Here is a 22,210-nt window from a genome sequence, read left to right on the forward strand (position 1 = left end):
GCCCGGTCATGGGTGCCCTGCCCGCCAGTTCACATGCCCTCATCACCGCGCCGTTGCGGGGTGAGGATGAAATCCGCGACAATGCCGCCTTCGAGGCGATCCTCTGGGCGCTGAGCCGCCCCGGTGACGTGCGCCATCTGCCCGAACCCGGCCCGCGCACCATCCTTCTCGCGCTCATCGACCGGGAATGCCGGGTCCATGCCGATGATCCGGTGATTGCCGGGCTCGCAGCGCAGACGGGTGCAACGCTTGCCCCGCTGCATGAGGCCTGCCACGTGTTCCTGCAACTGGACCCAGGCGCAGATACGGCCCGGCTAGCCACTCTGAAAACCGGCTCCGCACTCTACCCGGACGAGGGCGCGACCGTTGTCACCGAAGCCCGCCTGGGCGAAGGCCAGCGCCTGCGCCTGTCGGGCCCAGGCATCGAAACCACGCGCGAGATCGCCGTCGCCGGCCTGCCGCAGGGCTTTTTTGCCCTGCGCAATGACCTGTGCCGCTACCCGCTCGGCTTTGATCTCTTCATTGCCGATGGCAGCAAGGTGATGGGCCTGCCGCGCTCAACCCGGATCGAGGTGCTCTGATGGCTTATGTCGCAACCCGTGGCGGGGAAAGGGCTATTGACCAGTCCGAGAGGCTCTACAGGGCCGGAATGGGCACCATTGGCGCGGAGCGCGTGGCGGAGATCCGCCAGTCCCTGCCCTGGCTGATCGGCCGGGTCATGGGCGAGGCCTCGCTTTATGAGGAGGATCTGGCGGCGCTGGCGCTGGCCCAGTCCGGCGGCGACCTCTATGAGGCCGTGCTGCTGCTGCGGGCCTGGCGCACCACGCAGCCGCGCCTTGCCATTGCCGAAACGGTGACGCAGGATCAGCTCTTCACCCACCGCCGCATCTCTGCCGCCTTCAAGGATATTCCCGGCGGCCAGATCCTTGGGCCCTCGCTCGACTATTCCCACCGGCTGCTGGCCACCGGCGTGCTGGAAGGCCGGCCCCTTGTGCCGGAGCCGGTTGAGCCGGCGCCTCTGCCCGCTCCCGCCCGCCAGCCGTCTCTGGCCGCCTGGCAGAAGGCGCAGGGCCTCGTCGCCGATCCGGCGCGCGAAGAGGTGGCACCGGACGATATTCCCGACCTGACGCGCGAGCCGCTGCTATTCCCGGCCAAGCGCGCCCACACGCTGCAAAGCCTTGCCCGGGCCGACACCGGCGGCGTTCTGGCGCTGGGCTATTCCGCCATGCGCGGCTATGGCAACGCGCATCCGACGGTCAACGAACTGCGCCTTGCGGAAGCGGAGGTGACAGTCCGTCATCCGTGCGGCCCCCTGTTCAGCGCCGGACGGGTCAAGGTCTCTCAGGCCGAAGTCACCTCCAAGGGCAAGTCGGGCCAGCTTGACCTTGGCTTCTGCGCCACGCTGGGCTGGAACGAGATCAAGGTCATCGCCGGAGCGACCCTCGACCTCAACGCCCCCGATGCACCGCAGAATTCGCCGGTGAACGAGGAATTCTTCCTCTATCACACCGAACCGGTGGAGGCCTCCGGCTTCTGCATCCACTTCAAGCTGCCCCACTATGTCACCTTCCAGTCGGCGCTGGATGCCCTGCGCGACGCCAAGTCGAAGGCCGCGGGGGGGAATGCCGCGGGGGCAAAGACGGCACCCGATCCCGTATCTGCCGCCGTATCTGGCACCGCACCGGAGCCGGCCATCACCGGGGAGATTTCCGCATGACCAGCCTTGCCAGCCTGACCAAGCCCTGGGAGGCATTCTCCTACGGCTTCCTGGATGCCTCCGCCAAGCGTGAACTGCGCCGCAAGATGTTGAAGGCCATCGCCGTGCCCGGCTGCCAGATGCCCTATGCCAGCCGCGAGGTGCCCATTGCCCGCGGCTGGGGAACCGGCGGCCTGCAGGTGACGCTGACGCTGCTGAAGCCCTCGTCCGTCGTCAAGGTCATCGACCAGGGCGCCGATGACAGCGTCAACGCCGCTTCGATCCGCAAGTTCCTCGCCCGCGTCTCGGGCGCTGGTGAGACCTGGGACACGGGCGAAGCCACCATCCTGCAGTCCCGCCACAGGGTGCCGGAGGAAATCCTGCGGGAGGACCAGATCCTCGTCCTGCAGGTGCCGAACCCGGAACCCTTGCGCCCCGTCGAGCCGAACATGTCGGTGGCCCGGCAGATGCACGCCGATGCCGACTATGGCCGCCTCTGGCTGACCCTTTACGAGCAGATGGTCCGCTCCGGCCGCATCATGCAGGGCGCGGCCTATCCCAGCCTTGTCAACGGCCGCCATGTGATGACGCCCTCGCCGATCCCGCGCTGGGATGTGCCGAAGCTTCACATGGCGCGGCATCTGACCTTCCTTTCCGCCGGCCGCGAGAAGCGCCTTTATGCCGTGCCGCCCTATACGAGGGTGGAGCCGCTGGTCTTCTCGGATGTGCCCTACAAGGTCGAGGAGCACAAGCCGCTCACCTGCCACCGCTCCGGCGTGACAGGCTATTTCATGAACGAGATCCCGCAGGACGATGGCGGCTCATCCTTCGAGGTATCCGACAGCCATTTCGGCATCAAGGCCATCCGCCGCAGCGAAGGCGAAGCCATCCCGGACGTCGGGACCTGGTACAAGAACGGGGAGTTCCGCCCATGACCGTCCAAAGCCCCGCTCAGCGCATCGAGGCCGCGCCCCGGCTGATGACCGTTCCCCCGCTCCTCACCATGCGCGGCATCACGCGCCGCTTTGGCGGGGTCACCGCCCTCGACGGCGTTGATGCCACCGTCTATCCGGGCGAAGTTCTGGGCATCGTCGGCGAGAGCGGCTCGGGCAAGTCGACGCTGCTGCGCATGATGAACCTCGAGGACACGCCAGGCAGCGGCACCTATCACCTCAATCTGCCGGGGCCTGACGGAGCAGATCTGACCGGCAACCTGTTCGACCTCGGCCGGTTCGAGCGCCGGATGCTCTGCGCCCGCAACATCGGCATCGTCTACCAGAACCCGCACCTCGGCCTGCTGATGCGCCACTCCTCATCGGGCAATGTGGCCGAACGGCTGCTGGTGGCCGGGGAGCGCAGCTTCAAGGTGCTGCGCGGCAAGGCAAGGGATGCACTCGACGCCTCGGAATTCCCGCTGGAGCGCATGGATGCCCGGCCCATCGAACTGTCCGGCGGCATGCAGCAGCGCGTCCAGCTGGCCAAGGCCATCGCGCTGGAACCCTCGCTGCTGCTGCTCGACGAGCCCACCACCGGCCTCGATGTCTCGGTGCAGGCGCTGGTGCTGGACACGCTGAAGCGGCTTCAGCGCGACCGCTCCATCACCATGGTCATCGTCTCGCATGATCTGGGCGTCATCCACACCATGGCAGACCGCGTCATGGTGATGCGCCGTGGCAAGGTGGTGGAACAGGGGCTCGTCGACCAGGTGTTCCAGGATCCGCAGCACGAGTACACCCAGCAGCTCGTGCAGGCCAAACTTTGACAACAAGGAACCAGTCCGCATGACCCCGCTTCTCGACGTGGAAGGTTTGTCAAAGCGCTTCCACATGTATCACCTCGACCAGGAACTGCACGCCTTCAGCGGCATTTCCTTCCGCCTCCATGCCGGTGAGTTCCTGCTGCTGCGGGGTGAAAACGGGGCTGGCAAATCCACCCTGTTGCGCACGCTCTACCGCAGCTACCTGCCGCAGGCCGGGCACATCTGGTACACGGCCGGCGAAGGCCGCATCGACCTTGCAACAGCCGCCGATGTCGACATCACCCTGCTGCGGCGCCGTGACATCGGCTTCGTCACCCAGTTCCTGACCGCGCGCCCGCGCGTTGCCGCCGACGAGATCGTCGCCGAACCGCTGCGCCGGGCGGGCATGGCCAGAGCCGAGGCCCTTGACGAGGCACACCGCTGGCTTGAAGAATTCGGCGTGAAACGCGATCTGTGGCGCGCCTATCCCACCACGTTTTCCGGCGGCGAACAGCAGAAGGTCAACCTTGCCCGTGCGCTGATCCTGCCGCAGAAGCTCCTGCTTCTGGACGAGCCAACCGCCTCGCTCGATGCCGGTGCCCGCGCTGCCCTGGTGCGGCGGCTGGCGGATCTGAAAGCCGGCGGTGTCGCCATGATCGGTGTTTTCCATCACCCGGGTGATGTGGCGGGCCTGATCGACCGGGAAATCCTCCTCACCACCCAGACTGTGCCGGAAACGGCAGTCCCCTACGCGCCTGCGGCAACCGGAGAACTTGATCATGTGGCTGTCTGACTTTCGCATTGTCACCCCGAACGAGGTGATCGAACACGGCTCCCTGCGGATCGAGGATGGCTGCATCGCCGAGTTGCGCGATACTCCGGTTGCGGGCGCAGAGCTTGAGGGGAACGGCCTGCTGCTGCTGCCCGGCTTTGTCGATATGCATGGCGACATGGTGGAACGCGAGGTCGAGCCGCGCCCGAATGTACCGATGCCGCTGGAACTGGGGCTGCGCGACCTTGACCGGCGCCTCGCCGGATCCGGTTTCACCACCGCCTATGCCGCCCTCTCCTTCAGCCCCATGTCCACCTACGGGCATCTGCGCAGCTATGAACACACCAGCGCCGTGATCCGCAAGCTGAAGGCCATGCGGCACATGCTCAATGTCGACCACCGCGTCCATGCCCGGTTCGAGATCACCTTCCCCAAGGCACTCAGCGTCATCGAGGAACTGATCACGGAAGGAACCGTCGATCTCATTTCGCTCACCGACCACACGCCCGGCCAGGGCCAGTACCGCGACATCGAGCGGCACGTGCAGAAGATGGCCCGGGAAAGAGGCCTGAGCCGCGAAGAAGCGGCCGAGGCCATCGCCCGCCGCATCGAAGAGCGGACGCAGCCGGCAAGCGTTCTGGCCGAAACGCTCGAAGCCATTTCCAGCCTGTGCAGGGCGCATGGTGTCGCCCTTGCCAGCCATGACGACGACACAACGGACAAGGTGGAACTGATGCATGGCCTCGGCGTTGTCATCAGCGAGTTCCCGGTGACGCTGGAGGCTGCGGCCGAAGCGCGCCGCCGCGGGCTTGCCACGGCCATGGGCGCTCCCAACGCCCTGCGCGGCCAGTCCTACTCCGGCAATCTCTCGGCCCGCGAGGCCCATGCCGCGGGTCTTCTCGACATGCTGGCCTCCGACTATCACCCCTCGGCCATGCTTCCGGCCCTTCTGGAACTCGCCGGAACAGACCGGGATGGCCTTCCCGGCGCCGTGCGTCTGGCAACCCTCAACCCCGCAAAAGCCCTCGGCCTCGACGATCGCGGCTGCATCGAAGCCGGCCGCCTGGCCAACCTTGTCATTGCAGATGATACGGGCATCGGCCATGTGCGGGCCACGCTGCGCCAGGGCCGGTTCATCTACTCCGGCGGCCATCTCGGGGCATGTGCAAAGGCGGCTTGAGCCGCGCCTGCGGTGCCGCCACCTGCGGCGGCACCATTCCTCTCATACCAAGGCTTTCGATGCTGACGCATCACGCCTTGAAAATGCTCAAGCGCCGCACGGGCTTAACCAATGCTCGATGAATCAAGCTTATCGAACATTGGTATCAGCCCGCTCTTGCCGGACGGGCCCGGCGCTGCGTCCAGCGCACCAGCGTGTCGAAGTGCATCTCCATCCGCGTCTCGCCCGAAAGGCCATGGGACGCGCAGATTTCCTGAAAATCCGCCATCACCCGCGACAGGCCAAGACGGCGGACAACAGTCCAGACCACTGCCCGCGTCAAATAGAAATCGATCAGTTCCCGCGCTGTAAAGGCGCGGGACCAGGGCCAGCGCCGGCTGTGCGCGGTCAGGAAACCGTCCAGTCCCGACAGTTCCTCATGGCTCGGCTCCTTGCGCTGCTCCCGGGCTTCCAGCTCCGCACTGTTGGGATAGTGTTTCCAAACATAAGCGTCGAACCCGTCAAAGATCTGCCCCGGCCTGCGCCGGTTGCGCACAACCGCCAGAATGCCGCCCGGCGACAGGATCCGCGCCGCCTCGGCGTAGAATTTCGGCCGGTCGAACCAATGCACGGCCGAACAGGCCACCACCAGCGAGGCAAAATCCGGCGGCAGGCTCAGCTGCTCGGCCGGGGCACCGATGATCTGCACCTGCGGCGTATTGCGGAACCGGCGCATGAGCACGTGGCGCATGTCCTCTCCCGGCTCTGCCGCAATGACGCTCCAGCCATCACCAAGGCCGGTGAGCAGATCGCCCGTCGAATTGCCCGGCCCCGCCCCCACATCCACGGCCACCTTCAGCCCGGAGCGGGCCGGACAGATCCGCGCCAGATGCGCAAACACCGCAGGTGGATACCCGGGACGGCCGGCCTCATAGAACTCGGCCAGTCCCTCGAACTGATGCGCTGTCTCGATCATTGCCTTTTCCTGACGCACCGGCCCGGCAAATGGCATGGAGCCGGCGGACAGTGTGAAAATTGGTTCGAATGACTTTCCGCCGTTTACATGACAGTTCAGCGAAGGACAGATGAACCTTTCATTGCAGCAAGCCCCTGCCATCAGCCCGGCCCACAGGCTAACCTATTGGATTGATGAGTTTAAACCGGGCCTCAGCCACCTCCTGAAAGACTTTCCGCAGCGGGAACAAACTCCCTTGCCCGTAAAAGCTGCATATCCGTCACGGATACGTCACAAAGGCCCAGACGAAAATTCATTCGGATGACGTGGCGCTGTTACAGAGGGCGGGCAGTCTTCCCGTCATGGAACAGAACATCCTTTCCCTCTCCGGCCTCGGCCGCTCCTTCGGCGCCACGCGCGCTGTCGACAACGTCACGCTCTCCATTGCCCCGGGCCAGTTCGTCGGGGTGATCGGACGCTCAGGCGCAGGCAAATCCACGCTGCTGCGCCTGATCAACCGGCTGATCGACCCGAGTGAAGGGACGATCCATTTCGGCGGTCTCAATGTCGGTGCGCTGAAGGGCAAGGCCCTGCGCAGCTGGCGCCGGGACTGCGCCATGATCTTCCAGCAATTCAATCTGGTGGAGCGGCTCGACGTCCTCACCAATGTGCTGGTCGGCCGCCTTTCCGCCCACGGTTTCCTCAGTTCCATGGCGATGCAGTTCTCGGACGAGGAGCGCACACTCGCCATCCACGCCCTTGACCGGCTTGATCTTGCCCCGCAGGCGCTGCAGCGGGCCGGAACGCTTTCCGGCGGCCAGCAGCAGCGTGTCGCCATTGCCCGCGCCCTCGTGCAGAACCCGCGCATCCTGCTTGCCGACGAGCCGATCGCAAGCCTTGACCCGGGCAATGCGACCCGCGTGATGGATGCCCTGCGCACCATCAACCGAGAGGATGGCATCACCATCCTCGTCAACCTTCACACCCTCGACACCGCCCGCACCTATTGCGACCGGATCATCGCCATGCGCTCCGGCCGGGTGATGTTCGACGGCGCGCCGCGGCTGCTCACCTGCGAGGTGATGCGCAGCATCTACGGCAGCGAGGACCTCGAGGACTTCACCGAATCCGTGACATCGACGAGCCTCAGGGTCGCGATGCCGGCCTGACCTCTCAAGGGAGACTGACATGCGTATCATTGCCGCCGCCACCGTGCTTGCCCTCGGCCTCGGTGCAACCACCGCCCACGCCCAGGACTGGAAGAATGACTACAAGGTCGTCAAATTCGGCATTCTCTCGGGCGAGAACGAAAGCGACCGCGTCTCCCGCTACACCCCCTTCAAGGACTACCTGAAGCGGACGGTGGGCGTGGATGTGGAGATCTTCACGGCCGGAAACTACGATGGCGTGATCCAGGCGCTCGCGGCCAACCAGATCGAATTCGCCTTCCTCGGCTCCTCCGCCTATGCGGCCGCCTACACGGAGTCCGAAGGCGGCATGATCCCGCTTCTGACACAGGTGCAGCAGGACGGTTCCACCGGCTATTTCTCGGTCATCGCCGTGCGCTGTGACAGCCCTTACAAGAAGATCGAGGACCTGAAGGGCAAGACGCTCGCCTTTGCCGATCCGGACAGCACCTCGGGCTACAACGTGCCCTACTACAATCTCGACAAGCAGGGCTTCAAGCCGTCCGAATTCTTTGGCGCAACGCCCTTCTCCGGCAGCCATGAAGCGGGAGTTGCCGGTGTCGCCAACGGCCAGTTCGACGCGGCCGCCACCTATATCAACAACGAGATCAACGGCATTCCGCAGCGCATGGAAGCCAAGGGCATGATCCAGAAGGGCGAGATCTGCTGGATCTGGCAGTCACCGGAAATCACCTCCGGTCCTTTTGCGGCCCGCGCCAATCTGCCGGAAGGCCTGATCACTGCAATGAAGGACGCGGTCAAGAACGTCCCCACGGCCGATCCGGTGGCCTTCAAGGAAATGTCCGGCGCCGAAAAATCCACGGCCAAGGGCTATGTCGAGGTCGACCATGACCGCTACCAGTGGATCATCGACATGCGCGACTGGTTCAAGAAGCAGCGCCGGAGCTGACATCAGCTCTGCGTGAATACGGCCAGCTCCCGGTGGGCCTTGCTCACCGGGAGCTGGCCAAGCCCATGCCGCGCTTGAGCAATGTCAGGGCGTGATGCGTCAGCATTGCAAGACCTGGGGCGGTGACGCTGGGCATTGGCAGAAAATACGCAGCAACGGACAGCTTATGACCCTTGTATCCCCGACAGTAGCGGCCTTCGAGCGGGACTATGCCGCGCAACGCAGCCGCGCCCGGCTGACTTTCCTTGTGGTCCTCGCCCTTCTTCTGGTGCTGTTTCTGGTTACGGCCGGATTTTCCGACTTCTTCAAGGTCAGCCAGATCACGCTTGCCGACGGCAGCCGCGCCGAGCGCTGGGTGCTGCTGGCCGGTCTGCCCCGGCTTGGCGAATATCTGTACAAGACCATCCCCTCCCTCTCGCCCGAAAGCCTCGGTGAAGACCTGGCCGAATGGTTCTGGCGCTGGAAGGTGTGGCTCTGGCTGCTGCTGGAGACGATCCTCATCGCCTTCATGGCCACCGTTCTGGGCCTTGCCGGCGGTTTCCTGCTGTCCTTCTTCGCTGCCCGCAACCTGACACCGGGCCCCGTCACGCTGTGGGTTTCGCGGCGGGTGCTGGAAATTGCCCGGACCGTGCCGGATCTGGTTTTTGCACTGATCTTCGTCTTCTGCTTCGGCGCAGGACCGCTGGCCGGCATGCTCGCTATCGCCTTCCACACCACGGGCTCGCTCGGAAAACTCTATTCCGAGGTGAACGAAAACATCGACATGCGCCCGCTGGAAGGGGTGAAGGCGTCCGGCGGCAGCTGGTTCGACCAGATCCGCTATGGCGCGGTGCCGCAGGTCATGCCGAATATCATCAGCTACACGCTGCTGCGCTTCGAGATCAACGTCCGCTCCTCCTCGATCATCGGCTACGTGGGTGCCGGCGGTCTTGGACAGGAGTTCCGCACCGCCCTGTCCTATCAGGAATACACCGACCTTTCGGCCCTGTTCCTGATCATCCTGGTCACCGTCACCGTGATCGACTGGCTGTCGGAAAAGCTCCGCCATCACATCATCGGCCTGGAAAGGAACGCGTGATGCAGCGCGACACCGCATATCGTCACGGCCCGGCTGCCGCCCCAGCCATCACCGCAGCCGAAATCGCCCGTGCCAGAGCCCGCCTGCCGCATGCCTTCCGCCGCCCTCCGCTGCAGCGGCTCGCCCGGCTGTGCTTCTGGCTGGCTTTCACGGCCCTGTTTGCCTGGTGCCTCTATGATTTCGATGCGTCACCCGAACGGCTCTGGAACGGGCTGCAACGTCTTGGCCGGGTGCTGTCCTTCATGTTCCCGCCCCATATCTGGACGTCCTGGCGGGAAATGTCGGAGATCCTGACCGGCCTTGCCCAAACCCTGTCGATGGCCTTCCTCGGCACCGTGCTGGGCGCCGTCATCGCATTTCCCCTCTCCTTCCTTGGCGCCCAGAACATCAACCGCCTCCCGTTCCTGCGCTTCGGCGTGCGGCGCGGCTTTGATATTATCCGCGCCTTCGAAACGCTGATCCTGGCGCTGATCTTCATCCGCGCCTTCGGCCTTGGCCCTCTGGCCGGTGTTCTGGCGATCGCCGTCAGCGAAATCGGCGTGCTGGCGAAACTTTACGCCGAAGCCATCGAAAACACCTCGAAGAAGCCTGTCGAAGGCGTCATCGCCTCGGGCGGCGCACCGCTGCAATCCGTCCGCTTTGGCATTCTGCCGCAGGTCCTGCCCGTGCTTTTGTCGATCACGCTCTACAATTTTGAATCCAATGTCCGCTCCGGCACGATCCTCGGCATCGTCGGCGCGGGCGGCATCGGCTTCCTGCTTTCCGACCGCATCGGCGCCTACCGCTGGGATGAGGCCTGGTCGATCATCTTCCTGATCATTGCCATGGTCTATGTCATCGACGCCCTGTCTGCAGTCATCCGCACCCGTTTCATCGGCACATACGACGGTACAAGATAATGAAGACGCTCTCCGAAGCCCCCAGCATCCACGAAACAGCAACGGTGGTTGATTGCCAGATCGGCAAATGGACCGAGATCATGGCGCATGTTTCCATGCGGGAATCGAGCCTTGGTGATTATTCCTACATCGTGAAAGGCGGCAATATCGTCTGGTCGACCATCGGCAAGTTCTGTTCGATTGCCGAAGGCGTGCGCATCAATCCGGGCAACCATGCCACCTGGCGCGCCAGCCAGCACCACTTCACCTACCGCGCTGCCCAATACGGCCTCGGCGAGGACGATGACGAGTTCTTCCAGTGGCGCAAGGATCATTGGGTCACCATCGGCCACGATGTCTGGATCGGTCATGGGGTCACGGTTCTGGCCGGGGTCACCGTGGGCACCGGTGCCGTCATTGGCGCAGGCGCCGTGGTCTCCAAGGATGTGCCGCCTTACACCATTGTTGGCGGCGTTCCGGCCCGTCAGATCAAGCGGCGTTTTTCCGAAGCTCAGGCCGAAGCCCTGCAGGCCATTGCCTGGTGGGACTGGAGCCATGACGCCCTGCGCGAAGCCCTCCCCGATATCCGCAAGCTGTCCATCGATGAATTCATCGAAAAATACCGCTGACACCATTCCACGATGAGCGCACCGGACCGGGTAGTCAGGGCACGCAATCCCGGCATGCGGCGGCAGAACAGGAGGCAGGAGGCGCGCCTTCAGCCCGGGGGGATCTTGCGCCGCCGCGCGTGCCGGGGCACAAGCAGTGCGGAGCTGATTTGATCCGGAAACCGGGAGGAACGCGGATGATCTTGTGTTGCGGCGAAGCGCTGATGGACATGCTGCCAAGGACTGTTGGCACGGAAGGCACAGCCTTTCTGCCGGTGCCGGGCGGCGCCATCTTCAACACGGCCCTTGCGCTTGGCCGCCTCGGCAACCGTGCAGGCTTCCTCTGCGGTGTCTCGACGGATCTCTTCGGCGAGCAGCTTCTGGCCCATCTGGCGGCCTCCGGCGTCACGTCGGACCTGTGCATCCGCTCCGCCCGGCCGACGACGCTTGCCTTCGTGCGGCTGGTCAATGGGGACGCCACCTACACCTTCTATGACGAAAACTCGGCCGGGCGGCTGATCACGCCGGAAGACCTGCCGGTGCTGCCGGACGGGACAAGCGCCCTGCATTTCGGTGCCATCAGCCTGATCGGCGAGCCTTGCGGCACCGCCTATGAGGCCCTGCTGACGCGCGAGGCCCCCGCCCGCGTGATCTCGCTCGATCCCAACATCCGCCCCGGTTTCATCACCGATGAAGCCGCCTACCGTGCCCGTCTTTCCCGCATCATTCCGCAGGCGGACATCATCAAGGTCTCGCATGAGGATCTGGACTGGCTGGCCCCCGGCGAGCCGTTCGAGGCGCTTGCACAGGGCTGGATCGCCAGCGGCGCGAAGATCGTCATCCTCACCCTTGGCAAGGATGGTGCAAGGGCTCTGACCCGCACGCTCGACGTGACCGTTCCGGCCCGCAAGGTCGAGGTGGTGGATACGGTCGGCGCCGGCGACACGTTCAACGCCGGCTTCCTGTCGGCGCTGGAGGATGCCGGTCTCCTGACCAAGGAAGCGGTTGCAGGCATCTCGGACCAGAGCCTTACAGCCGCGCTGGCCCGTGCGGTGGCGGTCGCCGCCATCACGGTTTCGCGCGCGGGCGCCAATCCGCCTTTCCGCAGCGAACTTTCCGGCATCTGATACCAAGGCTTTCGATGCTGACGCATCACGCCTTGAAATTGCTCAAGCGCCGCACGGGCTTAACCAACGCTCGACAAGTCAAGCTCATCGAGCATTGGTATGAGACCGCTGCTCGCCGCCTGAAGAAGGAATCAGTTGCCCGCAGGGCGGCTGATTTCTTGTGCACCGCAAAATAAAACCGGAAGACCTCCCGCCCCACATTCGGCAACCGAAGATTTTACCGGAAGAACTACGTGCAATCTCAAATTACAAAGAAGCCGGACCACCTGTCCTCAACGTCACCCAGCTGTCATCTTCATTTAAAGCTTCAGTAATCACCACATCCTATCGTTACGGCCAGATTCTTCCGCTTCGGCAGAAAGGCCTTACCGATGGCACTCAAGCATATTCCGATCGTTCAGAAGATTCTGGCGGTCCTCATTCTCATGGGACTTTGCGCGACCGGAATCGCGGCCGTCGCCTGGACGCAGATCAACGCTCTCAGTCATTCCTTCACGGAAGTCGGCGCTTCGGAAGAAGCGGCCCGCGAAGCAATGGACCTGCGGATCGACATCATCGCCATCAGCCGCATGACCTATCAGCTGGCCCTCGCGCCGGAAAAAGCCTCCGACTTCCGCGCCGAAACAGACCGCCGCTCCAAGGAAATGCTGGACCGCCTGCCGGTTCTCGAAGCGGTGGCCGACACGGCGCAGAAGCAGCAGCTGGCCGATGTGCGCAAGGCAATGGATGCCTATTTCAAGACCATCATTGCCATGGTGGACGTGGCCGCCAAGGATCCGGCAAATGAGGAAGCCATCACTGGCGCCCTTGCAACCGCCCTTTCCGGCCAGAAAAACGTAACGGATGCGGTGAAGGTCTACAGCACCTACTCCGATGGCATGATGAAGACGCAGCGCGAGACTGCCTCCAGTTCCGCCATCTCCGCCGCAACCACCATGGTGGTCACGGCCGTCATTGCCATTATCGCCGGTATCGGCATCGGCCTCTATGTCAGCCAGTATGGCGTGGCCAAGCCGATTTCCGCGATGGTCGAAACACTGACCCGGCTTGCGGATGGCGACAACACGGTCGCCGTCGAGGGCACGGACCGCCGCGATGAAATCGGTGCAGTTGCCAAGGCTACGCTGATCTTCAAGGAAAACAGCATCGAGAAGGAACGCCTGCAGCGGGAAGCCGATGCGGAGAAGGCCAGCGCAGAAGCCCGCCAGAGGGAAATGATGGCGCGCATTGCCAAGGAATTTGAAGATGCCGTTGGCGGCATCGTCAGCAATGTCACGGTGGCCGCGAATCGTCTCGAAAAGGCTGCGCAGGCCATGTCCTCCAACGCGGAACACACGTCCCAGCAGTCCATCACCGTGGCAGCGGCCGCCGAGCAGGCCTCGGCCAACGTCCAGACCGTCGCTGCTGCGACCGAGGAACTGACCGCTTCCGTGCGCGAGATCGCCGGTCAGGTCGACCAGTCCAACCGCATGTCGAATGTGGCCGTGACAGATGCCGATACGGCCGCCCGCAAGGTTCACAGCCTGTCGGATGCGGCCCAGAAGATTGGCGACATCGTCGAGCTGATCAACGGCATCGCCAGCCAGACCAACCTGCTGGCACTCAACGCCACCATCGAGGCGGCCCGTGCGGGCGAAGCCGGCAAGGGCTTTGCGGTGGTTGCCGCCGAAGTGAAGCAGCTCGCCGATCAGACGGCCAAGGCCACCACGGAGATCGCCTCGCAGGTGGCCTCCATCCAGCTCTCGACCACGGACTCAGCCGCAGCCATCACGGACATCGCCGAATCCATCCGCAAGATGAGCCAGATCAGCGGCGCGGTTGCCGCCTCGGTGGAAGAGCAGTCCTCCGCCACGCAGGAAATTGCCCGCAACGTGCAGCAGGCTTCCAGCGGCACCGCGGAAGTGTCCGGTGCCATCACCACGGTGACCCGTGCGGCACAGGAATCCAGCTCCGCCTCGACGGACGTGCTGCATTTCTCGGCCGATCTTGCCAAGCAGGCCGATCAGCTCAACCGCGAGCTCTCCCGCTTCCTCGGCACCATCCGCGCCGCCTGAAAGCCGGGCGTGCCGGAACAACAAAGGGCGGAATGGTCACCATCCCGCCCGTTGTTTTTTCCTGGCAGCCAAGGTTCTGCGTTCAGATCGTGGGATCCTGGCGCTTTTCCTTGAAGATCAGCCACAGGTTCCGGATATAGATGATCAGGCCAAGGGCCTGTCCGGCGATGAACACCGGGTCCTGACGCTGGATCGAGTAGATCAGCAGCAATGTTCCGCCGCCGATGGAAAAGAACCAGAAGGCCACCGGCACGATGGACCGCCCTACCCGCTCCGATGCAATCCACTGCACCACAAAGCGCATCGAGAACATGAACTGGGCGACGAAGCCCAGGATGATCCAAACATCCAGCTGCTGCACGAAAACCGTATGCAGCCAGTCAAGCAAAGCGTTCATCTGAATTGCGGCTCCTGTGATCCGCTCCGGCGTGGTCTCAACGGGGTCCGGCGGCCGGTTCGATGGCCGAAACCTCGGGGATGGATTTGCGGCGGCGGCGCAGCCACCACACACCGAGCAGATCGAGTGCGCCGATCAGGGCCCGGTCGAAAATGCCATATTTGGACGTGCCGTGGCGGCGGTGCCGGTCCAGCACATCCACATGCACCACGCCGTAGCCCTCGCGGATCACCAGCGCGGGCAGGAAGCGGTGCCAGCTGTCAAAATACGGCAGCTGCAGGAAGACCTCGCGGCGCAGCGCCTTGAGGCCGCAGCCGCTGTCACGGGTGTTGTCCTTCAGCAGCGCGCCGCGCAGGCGGTTGGCGAGCCGCGAGGCAATGCGCTTGGCACGGCTTGCCTTGCGCCCCACCCGCTGCCCGGCGGCGAGCGCCACGGACGGCCCACCCGCCTCCAGCGCAGCCATCAGCTCCGGGATATAGGCCGGGTTGTTCTCACCATCGCCATCGATCGTGGCAACAATCCGCCCGCGTGCATGGCGCAGCCCGGTGCGCACGGCGCAGGACTGGCCGCCGGACCGGGCATGGCGCAGGGGGCGCAGCCAGGGATGGGAAGCGGCATAACCGGCGAGAACCTGATCGGTGCCATCGGTCGAGCCATCGTCGATCACCAGCACCTCGAAGGCGCGGCCCTGCAGCGCCTCGGCAATTTCGTCCAGCAGGATGGGCAGGTTGTCGCGCTCGTCCTTGGCCGGCACGATCACGCTCACCTCAAGTCCGGTCTCTGCCATGCCCTGCTCTGTACCGTTCATCGGCATCTCACTTTTCATCCTGTGCAGCGGCTGGATGCGCGGTCATAGACCGGCGCCCAAGGGCCGCATTCCAAAGCGCCCGGAAGGCTGCCCGCGCCGAAAAGGCATTGGCAATGGGCCGGATCCGTCCACCGGGGCGCAGCACGAAGCCGATCCGGCGCTTCGCCATCCAGCGGGCGCAGTATAGCGTTGTCGCGGCCCCGAGCAGCAACCCCGCCGCAACGTCCGAAGGGTAATGCGCCCCGACCATCACACGGCTGAAAGCCGCCCAGAAGGCCACAGCGGCGATCAGCCAGCGCCAGGCCGGGAAAATCAGCGCCAGTGCCAGCGCGAAAGCGGCGACCGTGGTCGAGTGGCCCGAGGGAAAGCTGGTGTAGGTGCTGTTAAAGGCGAAGAGGCTGAACTCGACCGGGCCCGCCACCTCATACAACTTCGGCCGGGCGCGGCCGATGCTCCACTTCAGGATCACCACCAGGAGGCCGCTGAGCGCGACGGAGTAGAAGACGAAGGCCGCATAGGTCCAGATCATGGCTCCGGCCATGCGCACCCGCACAGCAAGAACCTGCGCATTCACGAGAGCCAGACAGGCGAGGCAGAACAGTCCGGTAGACCACAGGATCCAGTTGGACTTGCCCAGATCCGTGACCCAGGAGAACACCACGCCATATTCCGGTGGCAGTGCCCGCACCCATGGAATGGCGGGAATGTCCAGCATCACCACGCCGAATCCTGCTGCCAGCAGCAGGATGGCCAGAAAGTCCTGCGGGCGCTGGCCGGCAGGCAGTGGCTCATGCGGGCCCTTCGCCCGGGCACGCCGGTTTGCAAGAATGGTGCGGATGCTGGCCACATTTGCCACAAAACGCTGCCGCACCTTGGAAAAACGTCCGGATGCCATCAGGGGCCTTACCTCTTGCTCGCTCATCTTGCAGACGCTCCGGGCACATAAATCCCCAGATCGAGCTGCCGCCCCCCGTTGATATTCAGGCCCTGTACCCTGCCTGCCAGCACGGGCACAAGCCCATCCTTGCTGGCGGCGTCCAGAAACGCCTGTTCCTGACGGCTTTCCACCACGGCGGCACGGCAAGGGGCCGGGTCCTGCGCCAGGAAGGCTGCGGACTGTTCCGCGCCGCCCAGCAAGGTGTCCGTGCCTTGCAGGAACACAAAACTTGGCTCGCTGAAGCCGGTCGAGGCCACTTTCACAGGGGTGCAGCCTGCACCTTCGGAAATAGCGGCCACAAGGCGCGGACTGACCCAGATCGTCGACAGTCCTGGCCCCACAAAGCCCCAGAAGCCGGTGGTCATGGCCACCGCAGCCGCGCAGGAGCGCCAGAGCGCACCCGTCATGTCGCCGCGCAACAGGCGCATGGAGGCCCAGACGCTGATCACGGCCGCAATGACACAGAAGACCACGCCCGGAGGAGACGGCCAGTCGCCAAGGAACAGCGGCCCGGCAACGGAGGCCGCGGCAATCGCCACCGGCAGCAGCGCCAGCAGCACCGCCGCAATCCAGCGCAGCACACGGCCGGTGGCCGGCCGCTCGTCCACGATCACCAGGGCAACGGGCAGCGCAAGGGCGGGCAGCAGCGGCATGGTGTAATGGGGCAGCTTGGTCGCCACCAGTTCAAACACCACCCAGGCCGGGAAGAACCAGGCGGCACAGAACCGCACCAGCGGCAGGGAGCGCAGCGCCCAGATGCGCGGGGCTGCCAGCGCCAGAAAAGCCGGCAGCGGCCAGAACACCACAAGCATGGCTGCAAGATGGGTCAGCGGCGGTGCGCCGTGGCTTTCCTGGCCCTCGGCCACCTTGCCCATCAGATCGCGGCCGATGGCCTCTTCAAAGAATGTGCCCTTGGAGGCAATCCAGATCGCCACAAACCACGGCAGCACCAGCAGGAGCGTCAGGACGGCACCCGGCAGCGGCGCGGCGGCGCGGAACCAGCCGATCCGGCGGCGCATCAGGGCGAGCGCGGCAACTGTCAGACCAACGATCATCGGTGCCACCGGCCCCTTGACCAGAATGCCAAGCGCCAGCGCCACCCAGAAGACCAGTGCCAGCCCCCAATGGCGGCGTGTGGCATCATCCGCCAGATAGATCCGCGCCAGCGCCCCTTGCGCCAGAACGATGGAGGCGAAAAGCGTAGCATCCGTCTTGCCGAGGCGGCTTTCCACACCAAGGATCAGCGCCAGAGCCACCAGCATGGCAGCCACCAGCGCGGCAGGCGGCCCGGTGAAGGCGCGTGCCGTCCAATAGACCGCCAGCACCACCGTCAATGCCGCCAGCAGGGACGGCAGCCGGTAGACCCACAAGGGTGCGGAAGCGTCGTGTCCCGTGAGCTTCACGGCAGCGGCCTGCAGCCAGTAGATGCCGATCGGCTTCTTATAGCGCGGCTCCTCCTGCAGGCGGATGTCCATGTAGTCGCCGGTTTCCAGCATCTGCTTGGTGGCCTGGGTGAAGCGCGGCTCATCCCGGTCGAGCGGCGGCACGGCAGACTGGCCCGGCACAAACATGAACAGCGCCAGAAGAAGCAGCAATGCGGGGGCAAACAGGTCATGCCCGAGCAGCTTCAGCCAGGCCGTATGCGGCCGGGGATCGCGCGCCTGTGCCATGCCGGCTGCGCCGCCGTCGATGCTCTCGCCTGTCTGCTGCTCGGTCTCATGCATGTGACTGTTCCGGAACCGTTTGCACCTGCCATGTGATGCTGCACCGCTTCCTACAGGAGAGCAATCCAAAGGGGAACCTGAGACTTGCGCGAAACGCGGTTTCCACTATCGTCCTCCCGCCCTTTCCATGGAGCTGAACCCAAGGCCGATGACCCTGATTGTCCAGATAACCGACCTGCACCTGCGCCCGCGCGGCCTTGCCTGTTACAGGGTGAGTGACACAAACATGCTGGCGGCCCGTGCGTTCCGCGCCATCGCCGCCCTGCCGCAGAAGCCCGATGCCGTTGTCATCACCGGTGACCTGACGGACGGCGCCGATGAGCGGGAATATGCCCTGCTGCGTCAGCTCTGCCGCCAATTGCCCTGCCCGGTCTATGTGATGCCGGGCAATCATGACCTGACGGCCGCCATGCGCAGCGAACTGGCGGATTTTCCGGGTGTCGGGGATGCGCCCGCCGGGGACAAGCTGCATTATGCGGTCACCATCGGCGGATTGCGCCTCGTGGTGCTGGACAGCAGCGTTGCGGGCAAGCCCTATGGCCGGCTGGGCGGGGAACAGATCGCCTGGCTTGACCAGACGCTTGCAGCCGATCACACGCCCACCCTCGTTGCCCTTCATCACCCGCCCAAGGTGACCGGCATCGCCCATATGGACGTGATAGGCCTTGCGGACACCGAGGCGCTCGCCGCCATCCTCTCACGCCACCACCACGTGGAGCGGCTGATCTGCGGTCATGTGCACCGGACAATCATCGCCCGCTTTGCCGGAACCGTCATGACCCTGTGCCCCAGCACGGCCCATGCCTGTGTTCTGGACTTTTCGCCGGACGCTCCTGCCGAATTTGTGATGGAACCGCCTGCGTTTTTTGTGCACCGGCTTGACCCGGAGGCTGGTTTGTCCAGCCATCTTCACTATGTAGAGGCATATCCGGGGCCCTATCCCTTCTTCGCGGACAAGGGTGTGAGTTGGCCTGGCGAAAAATAATCTTTTTTTTCAATACCCTGAGGGACGATGCTGAGACAGAACCTTACCCGACGCGACGCCCTGCGCCTGACTTTGCTTGGTGCAGCCGTTCTTCCCCTTGCGGCCTGCGGCGGTGGATCAGGCAGCCAGTTCGACCGCAATGTGCCCATTGAGCCGGTCTCGGTAAACCGGGATGAGATGCTGCAGAGGCTGAACAGCTTCCGTGCGGAAAACGGCTTGCCGCCGCTGCGCGCTGACGGACGCCTGAATGAAATCTCGGCATGGATGGCCAATCACATTGCCCGCTGGGACAGCATGGATACCCGCGAGCACCGGGCCATCGCCCTCGCCCGCCGCCTGGATGGGCATGGCTACGAACATTACGCCGCTGCGGAAAACCTCGGTGCCGGCTATGACAGCCTCGATGCCGCCATGGCCGGGTGGAAGGGCTCTGCCGGCCACCGCCGCAACCTGCTCAATCCCTATGTGACCCGGGTCGGCATTTCGCGGGTGCGCCGCCCGACCGGCAAGTGGCGCCATTTCTGGGTGCTGACGCTCGCCCGGCCCAAGGAAGATGGCCGCCCGGGCTGACAGCGCCCAAAAGCTGAAATAAAAAAGAGGCGGGCAAAAAGCCCGCCTTTAAAGTCTGGTTTCCAGAGACCCCAAGAGGGGAACCGGCACGAAGCCGGTGAGAGCGCCGCTCCAAAAGTGGAGTATCAATCTCATGTTTTTTCTATGCGGTCAGGACGGGCGTGTCAAGCACCCTGCCCTCCGGTATTTCACGGATCTGACCGCAGAGAACCGGCCGGACTTCAGACATGGCGGCATGCGGCAGATCAGAACGGATAGTGCCGTCCGGAAAATTCCCCCTCTTCTGCAGGCAAAGGCCTCAGACCCCACCGGACCGGAGACGTGAAGAGCCGCGGGTTGCCGAAGCGGGGAAGCCAGGAGCACAGATCCGGACTAACCGCCTTCACGCAAGCAAGCCCAGTCTCCGCTCTCGAGCAATCCGCCAGCCAGATCCGGATTTTCTGCGCCATCAGCGAGGCTTCGAACTCCTGCCAGGAAAATTCCCGTTCCAGATCCTGCACCACGGCGGCCGTTGCCGCCTCCAGCCGCAGGTCTTGCCGCACGTCCCTGGCTGCATAGGACTGCAACGCAGAGCCAGTTCCCCCCTCTTTGCCGGACGCAGACCTCCGACCGGCAAGCTCCAGCGCAAATTCACCTTGTACGAGTTCTCCGATTGCAGACTGAAGCACAGCCCCTGCCTCCAGCCCGCCAGCCACCCCGATCACGCCGGATTTCCCGTCTTCACCGTGGGAAACGGCGGCTATCACATGCAGCGAAAAGTCAACTGGCAAGTAAAGAAAATGAGTGACGTGCGCGCGCGCAGAGAGCCAATCAGCACATATTTTAGGCAGAAACTCCCTCACCTGAGCCCAGGGTAAGGGGGTTATCCCCAGCCGGTTGTGCCACCAGATGCCGGCGGCGTCCCGTTCGGCAAGTTCCAGCACCGCCCGCCGGGCCGCTGTTTCCCGATCCGTCCAGACGGCTGCCCCCAGCGTCGATCCAAGCGCCGACCCAAGCGGGAGCTGCGGTATCCCTGCATTCCGTCCTTCGCCAAGGAGAACGGCAAAGGCGGGAATCAGCGCTGTCTCATCCGAGAAGGCAGAGGTAACACGCATCCGCCGCCGGGACAGCCGGTTCCAGCCGATCCTCTCGCCTTCCCATACCGCAGCAAGCGCGGGAACGCGGCCGGCCAGCTCCTTCTCCTGAGCGGCGCTGAACTGCAAGAAGGCCCCGGCCGGCAGATCCCCGTCATCTTCACCTTGCCGCTCCAGCACGAGCGGATCCTCTGGCCCTTGCGCGATCAGACTGAGCCTTTCCGCCAGTTCGCCGAGGCAGCCGAGCACGGCCCGGTGCCGTTCCAGCCCCTGCCCGCCACAGGCCAGCTGCGCCAGAAGAGGCTGGAGCGCCTCCCGCCGCCAGCCCTCAGGCAGGGGGCCAGGCATGGCCGTACAGACATGGACCGGACAGTCCGCCAGCGGTGCAAAGGCGATCCGGGGGGCAAAACGGTCCAGAAACCCGGCAAACAGGCGCAGGGTCTCAGGCGGGACGCCCTCAGCGGCCCGCAAACTGCCGCCGCGCTGCTCCAGAAGGCCGCAGGACAGGAGGAAGGCCAGAGCCTGCGCCGTCCCGTCTGTCCCGCCATTTCCCTGCGCCGCAGATCTGAATGCCCCATGAGGGTCCGCTTCTGCCGTTTCTGCAGCCCGCAGAAATGCCCCTTTTTGTGCCACTGCCTTGTCCACAAGCCTTCACCGCTCAAGAGTTGCATTGCTGGGGAGCCCCGGTCCGCCTCTTGCCGAAGAGCTCCGTCCGGCGCAGCCTGATTGAGCAACGGCACCCCGGCCAGATCATCTGACGGGAACACGTGACACCAGCATCAGGCAAGGCCCTTTGACCCTGGAACATAACAGTTTCCAGGAGCAGCTTCGCTTTACCCGGTGCCAGCAATTCCAACACCAGACTGAAGAGGTTCGTCATGAAGCAGGAAGCCATTCTCGACAGCAAGCTCTCCCTTGGCGCGCTCATCGGCAAGACCGTGAATGACGCGGCCACTGCCAGCGAAGCTGCGGCCGCTGCCGCAAAGCACCTCTCCGGCGTCACCGTCCATGCGGACAGCGCTGACACCGTGCATCTGGTGGTTCCGGCCGCGGTTGATACGGCCCGCCTCGCCGCTGCCGACGAGAGCTATTTCGAAGAGCTCGGCCGCAAGGCTCTGGGTGCGTGCTACTACGACATCCTGCCGGAATAAGACCGGAGGGCTACAGGACAGCCCGCCGACAGGGGGGCTGTCCTGTCCATCCCACATTCTGCAGCTCTTGCAAGGACAGGTGCCATGGCGCGATTTCCCCTGCCCGCCTCCAAGATCCCGGTGCTTGGCCGCATTCTGGCTGAAGCGGCAGCCGACCCGGACAAGCGTGAAGCGCTCTGCCGGAACCCGGCCGCTGTCCTTGCCGCTGCCGGTTTGCCCGCCAACCTGACAGCGCTGTTTGACTTCAAGATTCTCGTGGAGACGGCAGAGACTCGTCAGGTGGTGCTTCCGTTTCGCTACAATGCCGAAAAGCTGGCACGCGGCGATGCCGCCTATCTGCAGGAAATCGAAAGCGGCCTTGGCCAGAGCGCCGCGGCAGGTCCGCTGCATTGATGCCAACCGG

At 64.3% G+C, this 22,210-nt stretch carries 23 protein-coding genes; 17 read left to right on the top strand and 6 right to left on the bottom strand.

Annotation, left to right across the window (positions count from 1 at the left end; all coding sequences use genetic code 11):
- The first annotated feature begins 8 nt into the window (after nucleotides 1–8).
- Genes phnH through IF10I1_RS16075 form a run of 6 tightly spaced genes read left to right on the top strand, consistent with a single transcriptional unit; the run spans nucleotide 9 to nucleotide 5,386 of the window.
- Nucleotides 9–581 carry a phosphonate C-P lyase system protein PhnH gene (gene phnH / locus IF10I1_RS16050; RefSeq protein ID WP_094461690.1) on the top strand — a complete coding sequence of 191 codons (573 nt, stop codon included), beginning with the start codon at nucleotides 9–11 and terminating at the stop codon, nucleotides 579–581.
- Nucleotides 581–1,717 carry a carbon-phosphorus lyase complex subunit PhnI gene (locus IF10I1_RS16055; protein WP_186393520.1) on the top strand — a complete coding sequence of 379 codons (1,137 nt, stop codon included), beginning with the start codon at nucleotides 581–583 and terminating at the stop codon, nucleotides 1,715–1,717. The genes phnH and IF10I1_RS16055 overlap by 1 nt, the downstream gene beginning before the upstream one ends.
- Entirely contained in the window at nucleotides 1,714–2,631 is a 918-nt protein-coding gene (locus IF10I1_RS16060; protein ID WP_186393521.1) for an alpha-D-ribose 1-methylphosphonate 5-phosphate C-P-lyase PhnJ, read from the top strand. Before IF10I1_RS16055 ends, IF10I1_RS16060 begins: the two co-directional genes overlap by 4 nt.
- On the top strand, nucleotides 2,628–3,458 hold the full coding sequence (locus tag IF10I1_RS16065) for an ATP-binding cassette domain-containing protein (RefSeq protein ID WP_058899928.1): 831 nt from the start codon (nucleotides 2,628–2,630) through the stop codon (nucleotides 3,456–3,458). Before IF10I1_RS16060 ends, IF10I1_RS16065 begins: the two co-directional genes overlap by 4 nt.
- A gap of 19 nt (nucleotides 3,459–3,477) precedes the next feature.
- Complete coding sequence (locus tag IF10I1_RS16070) at nucleotides 3,478–4,227, top strand: phosphonate C-P lyase system protein PhnL (protein WP_186393522.1); 750 nt, start codon at nucleotides 3,478–3,480, stop codon at nucleotides 4,225–4,227.
- On the top strand, nucleotides 4,214–5,386 hold the full coding sequence (locus IF10I1_RS16075) for an alpha-D-ribose 1-methylphosphonate 5-triphosphate diphosphatase (protein WP_186393523.1): 1,173 nt from the start codon (nucleotides 4,214–4,216) through the stop codon (nucleotides 5,384–5,386). The genes IF10I1_RS16070 and IF10I1_RS16075 overlap by 14 nt, the downstream gene beginning before the upstream one ends.
- A gap of 145 nt (nucleotides 5,387–5,531) precedes the next feature.
- Here IF10I1_RS16075 and IF10I1_RS16080 read toward each other — a convergent pair whose 3' ends face one another.
- Nucleotides 5,532–6,341: a class I SAM-dependent methyltransferase gene (locus IF10I1_RS16080; protein ID WP_186393524.1), complete on the bottom strand. Its 810-nt coding sequence runs from the start codon at nucleotides 6,339–6,341 to the stop codon at nucleotides 5,532–5,534.
- Between the two features lie 341 nt (nucleotides 6,342–6,682).
- Between IF10I1_RS16080 and phnC the strand changes: the two genes are divergently transcribed.
- From phnC to IF10I1_RS16115, 7 genes are all read left to right on the top strand, one after another.
- Nucleotides 6,683–7,489 carry a phosphonate ABC transporter ATP-binding protein gene (gene phnC / locus IF10I1_RS16085; protein WP_050471604.1) on the top strand — a complete coding sequence of 269 codons (807 nt, stop codon included), beginning with the start codon at nucleotides 6,683–6,685 and terminating at the stop codon, nucleotides 7,487–7,489.
- Between the two features lie 19 nt (nucleotides 7,490–7,508).
- On the top strand, nucleotides 7,509–8,417 hold the full coding sequence (gene phnD, locus IF10I1_RS16090; protein ID WP_019966221.1) for a phosphonate ABC transporter substrate-binding protein: 909 nt from the start codon (nucleotides 7,509–7,511) through the stop codon (nucleotides 8,415–8,417).
- A gap of 166 nt (nucleotides 8,418–8,583) precedes the next feature.
- Complete coding sequence (gene phnE / locus IF10I1_RS16095; RefSeq protein WP_058899932.1) at nucleotides 8,584–9,495, top strand: phosphonate ABC transporter, permease protein PhnE; 912 nt, start codon at nucleotides 8,584–8,586, stop codon at nucleotides 9,493–9,495.
- Nucleotides 9,495–10,394 (top strand): phosphonate ABC transporter, permease protein PhnE, encoded by a 900-nt coding sequence (phnE, locus tag IF10I1_RS16100; protein WP_094461682.1) that lies wholly within the window; start codon nucleotides 9,495–9,497, stop codon nucleotides 10,392–10,394. The genes phnE (IF10I1_RS16095) and phnE (IF10I1_RS16100) overlap by 1 nt, the downstream gene beginning before the upstream one ends.
- Complete coding sequence (locus IF10I1_RS16105; RefSeq protein WP_186393525.1) at nucleotides 10,394–11,002, top strand: DapH/DapD/GlmU-related protein; 609 nt, start codon at nucleotides 10,394–10,396, stop codon at nucleotides 11,000–11,002. Before phnE (IF10I1_RS16100) ends, IF10I1_RS16105 begins: the two co-directional genes overlap by 1 nt.
- Nucleotides 11,003–11,178: 176 nt before the next feature.
- A complete protein-coding gene (locus tag IF10I1_RS16110; protein ID WP_186393526.1) occupies nucleotides 11,179–12,108 on the top strand; it encodes a carbohydrate kinase in 930 nt (309 codons plus the stop codon).
- A 371-nt stretch (nucleotides 12,109–12,479) separates the two neighbouring features.
- Entirely contained in the window at nucleotides 12,480–14,162 is a 1,683-nt protein-coding gene (locus tag IF10I1_RS16115) for a methyl-accepting chemotaxis protein (protein WP_050471609.1), read from the top strand.
- A gap of 82 nt (nucleotides 14,163–14,244) precedes the next feature.
- Here IF10I1_RS16115 and IF10I1_RS16120 read toward each other — a convergent pair whose 3' ends face one another.
- From IF10I1_RS16120 to IF10I1_RS16135, 4 genes are read right to left on the bottom strand one after another with little or no spacing between them, the layout of a single operon-like run.
- Nucleotides 14,245–14,559, bottom strand: a complete 315-nt coding sequence (locus IF10I1_RS16120; protein WP_050471610.1) for a lipid-A-disaccharide synthase N-terminal domain-containing protein — start codon at nucleotides 14,557–14,559, stop codon at nucleotides 14,245–14,247.
- A gap of 37 nt (nucleotides 14,560–14,596) precedes the next feature.
- On the bottom strand, nucleotides 14,597–15,367 hold the full coding sequence (locus tag IF10I1_RS16125; RefSeq protein ID WP_244284734.1) for a glycosyltransferase family 2 protein: 771 nt from the start codon (nucleotides 15,365–15,367) through the stop codon (nucleotides 14,597–14,599).
- A gap of 7 nt (nucleotides 15,368–15,374) precedes the next feature.
- Nucleotides 15,375–16,262, bottom strand: a complete 888-nt coding sequence (locus IF10I1_RS16130) for a phosphatase PAP2 family protein (RefSeq protein ID WP_208977406.1) — start codon at nucleotides 16,260–16,262, stop codon at nucleotides 15,375–15,377.
- A 23-nt stretch (nucleotides 16,263–16,285) separates the two neighbouring features.
- Nucleotides 16,286–18,028: a glycosyltransferase family 39 protein gene (locus IF10I1_RS16135; RefSeq protein ID WP_186393528.1), complete on the bottom strand. Its 1,743-nt coding sequence runs from the start codon at nucleotides 18,026–18,028 to the stop codon at nucleotides 16,286–16,288.
- Between the two features lie 148 nt (nucleotides 18,029–18,176).
- Here IF10I1_RS16135 and IF10I1_RS16140 point away from each other — a divergent pair, with 148 nt between their 5' ends.
- Nucleotides 18,177–19,013 carry a phosphodiesterase gene (locus tag IF10I1_RS16140; RefSeq protein WP_050471613.1) on the top strand — a complete coding sequence of 279 codons (837 nt, stop codon included), beginning with the start codon at nucleotides 18,177–18,179 and terminating at the stop codon, nucleotides 19,011–19,013.
- Between the two features lie 27 nt (nucleotides 19,014–19,040).
- Nucleotides 19,041–19,583, top strand: a complete 543-nt coding sequence (locus IF10I1_RS16145; RefSeq protein WP_208977405.1) for a CAP domain-containing protein — start codon at nucleotides 19,041–19,043, stop codon at nucleotides 19,581–19,583.
- 245 nt (nucleotides 19,584–19,828) lie between these two features.
- Here IF10I1_RS16145 and IF10I1_RS16150 read toward each other — a convergent pair whose 3' ends face one another.
- Nucleotides 19,829–21,004 carry a YcaO-like family protein gene (locus tag IF10I1_RS16150; protein WP_256387918.1) on the bottom strand — a complete coding sequence of 392 codons (1,176 nt, stop codon included), beginning with the start codon at nucleotides 21,002–21,004 and terminating at the stop codon, nucleotides 19,829–19,831.
- A 530-nt stretch (nucleotides 21,005–21,534) separates the two neighbouring features.
- On the opposite strand from IF10I1_RS16150, the gene IF10I1_RS16155 reads away from it, so the two are divergent.
- On the top strand, nucleotides 21,535–21,807 hold the full coding sequence (locus tag IF10I1_RS16155; protein ID WP_050471615.1) for a hypothetical protein: 273 nt from the start codon (nucleotides 21,535–21,537) through the stop codon (nucleotides 21,805–21,807).
- An 84-nt stretch (nucleotides 21,808–21,891) separates the two neighbouring features.
- On the top strand, nucleotides 21,892–22,200 hold the full coding sequence (locus tag IF10I1_RS16160; protein ID WP_122520012.1) for a hypothetical protein: 309 nt from the start codon (nucleotides 21,892–21,894) through the stop codon (nucleotides 22,198–22,200).
- Nucleotides 22,201–22,210: the final 10 nt, after the last annotated feature.

It is taken from the genome of Pannonibacter sp. I15F10I1, assembly GCF_900185665.1.
Classification (GTDB): Bacteria; Pseudomonadota; Alphaproteobacteria; order Rhizobiales; family Stappiaceae; genus Pannonibacter; species Pannonibacter indicus.

Bases quoted from the DNA above. Each gene is read 5' to 3' on its own strand.
- IF10I1_RS16070 (WP_186393522.1), top strand. From the start codon at position 3,478: ATGACCCCGCTTCTCGACGTGGAAGGTTTGTCAAAGCGCTTCCACATG.
- IF10I1_RS16150 (WP_256387918.1), bottom strand. From the start codon at position 21,004: ATGCCTGGCCCCCTGCCTGAGGGCTGGCGGCGGGAGGCGCTCCAGCCT.
- phnC (WP_050471604.1), top strand. From the start codon at position 6,683: ATGGAACAGAACATCCTTTCCCTCTCCGGCCTCGGCCGCTCCTTCGGC.
- IF10I1_RS16125 (WP_244284734.1), bottom strand. From the start codon at position 15,367: ATGAACGGTACAGAGCAGGGCATGGCAGAGACCGGACTTGAGGTGAGC.
- IF10I1_RS16060 (WP_186393521.1), top strand. From the start codon at position 1,714: ATGACCAGCCTTGCCAGCCTGACCAAGCCCTGGGAGGCATTCTCCTAC.
- phnE (WP_058899932.1), top strand. From the start codon at position 8,584: ATGACCCTTGTATCCCCGACAGTAGCGGCCTTCGAGCGGGACTATGCC.
- IF10I1_RS16065 (WP_058899928.1), top strand. From the start codon at position 2,628: ATGACCGTCCAAAGCCCCGCTCAGCGCATCGAGGCCGCGCCCCGGCTG.
- IF10I1_RS16140 (WP_050471613.1), top strand. From the start codon at position 18,177: ATGACCCTGATTGTCCAGATAACCGACCTGCACCTGCGCCCGCGCGGC.
- IF10I1_RS16135 (WP_186393528.1), bottom strand. From the start codon at position 18,028: ATGCATGAGACCGAGCAGCAGACAGGCGAGAGCATCGACGGCGGCGCA.
- IF10I1_RS16160 (WP_122520012.1), top strand. From the start codon at position 21,892: ATGGCGCGATTTCCCCTGCCCGCCTCCAAGATCCCGGTGCTTGGCCGC.
- phnD (WP_019966221.1), top strand. From the start codon at position 7,509: ATGCGTATCATTGCCGCCGCCACCGTGCTTGCCCTCGGCCTCGGTGCA.
- phnH (WP_094461690.1), top strand. From the start codon at position 9: ATGGGTGCCCTGCCCGCCAGTTCACATGCCCTCATCACCGCGCCGTTG.
- IF10I1_RS16155 (WP_050471615.1), top strand. From the start codon at position 21,535: ATGAAGCAGGAAGCCATTCTCGACAGCAAGCTCTCCCTTGGCGCGCTC.
- IF10I1_RS16145 (WP_208977405.1), top strand. From the start codon at position 19,041: ATGCTGAGACAGAACCTTACCCGACGCGACGCCCTGCGCCTGACTTTG.
- IF10I1_RS16110 (WP_186393526.1), top strand. From the start codon at position 11,179: ATGATCTTGTGTTGCGGCGAAGCGCTGATGGACATGCTGCCAAGGACT.
- IF10I1_RS16115 (WP_050471609.1), top strand. From the start codon at position 12,480: ATGGCACTCAAGCATATTCCGATCGTTCAGAAGATTCTGGCGGTCCTC.
- IF10I1_RS16130 (WP_208977406.1), bottom strand. From the start codon at position 16,262: ATGGCATCCGGACGTTTTTCCAAGGTGCGGCAGCGTTTTGTGGCAAAT.
- IF10I1_RS16105 (WP_186393525.1), top strand. From the start codon at position 10,394: ATGAAGACGCTCTCCGAAGCCCCCAGCATCCACGAAACAGCAACGGTG.
- IF10I1_RS16055 (WP_186393520.1), top strand. From the start codon at position 581: ATGGCTTATGTCGCAACCCGTGGCGGGGAAAGGGCTATTGACCAGTCC.
- IF10I1_RS16075 (WP_186393523.1), top strand. From the start codon at position 4,214: ATGTGGCTGTCTGACTTTCGCATTGTCACCCCGAACGAGGTGATCGAA.
- IF10I1_RS16080 (WP_186393524.1), bottom strand. From the start codon at position 6,341: ATGATCGAGACAGCGCATCAGTTCGAGGGACTGGCCGAGTTCTATGAG.
- IF10I1_RS16120 (WP_050471610.1), bottom strand. From the start codon at position 14,559: ATGAACGCTTTGCTTGACTGGCTGCATACGGTTTTCGTGCAGCAGCTG.
- phnE (WP_094461682.1), top strand. From the start codon at position 9,495: ATGCAGCGCGACACCGCATATCGTCACGGCCCGGCTGCCGCCCCAGCC.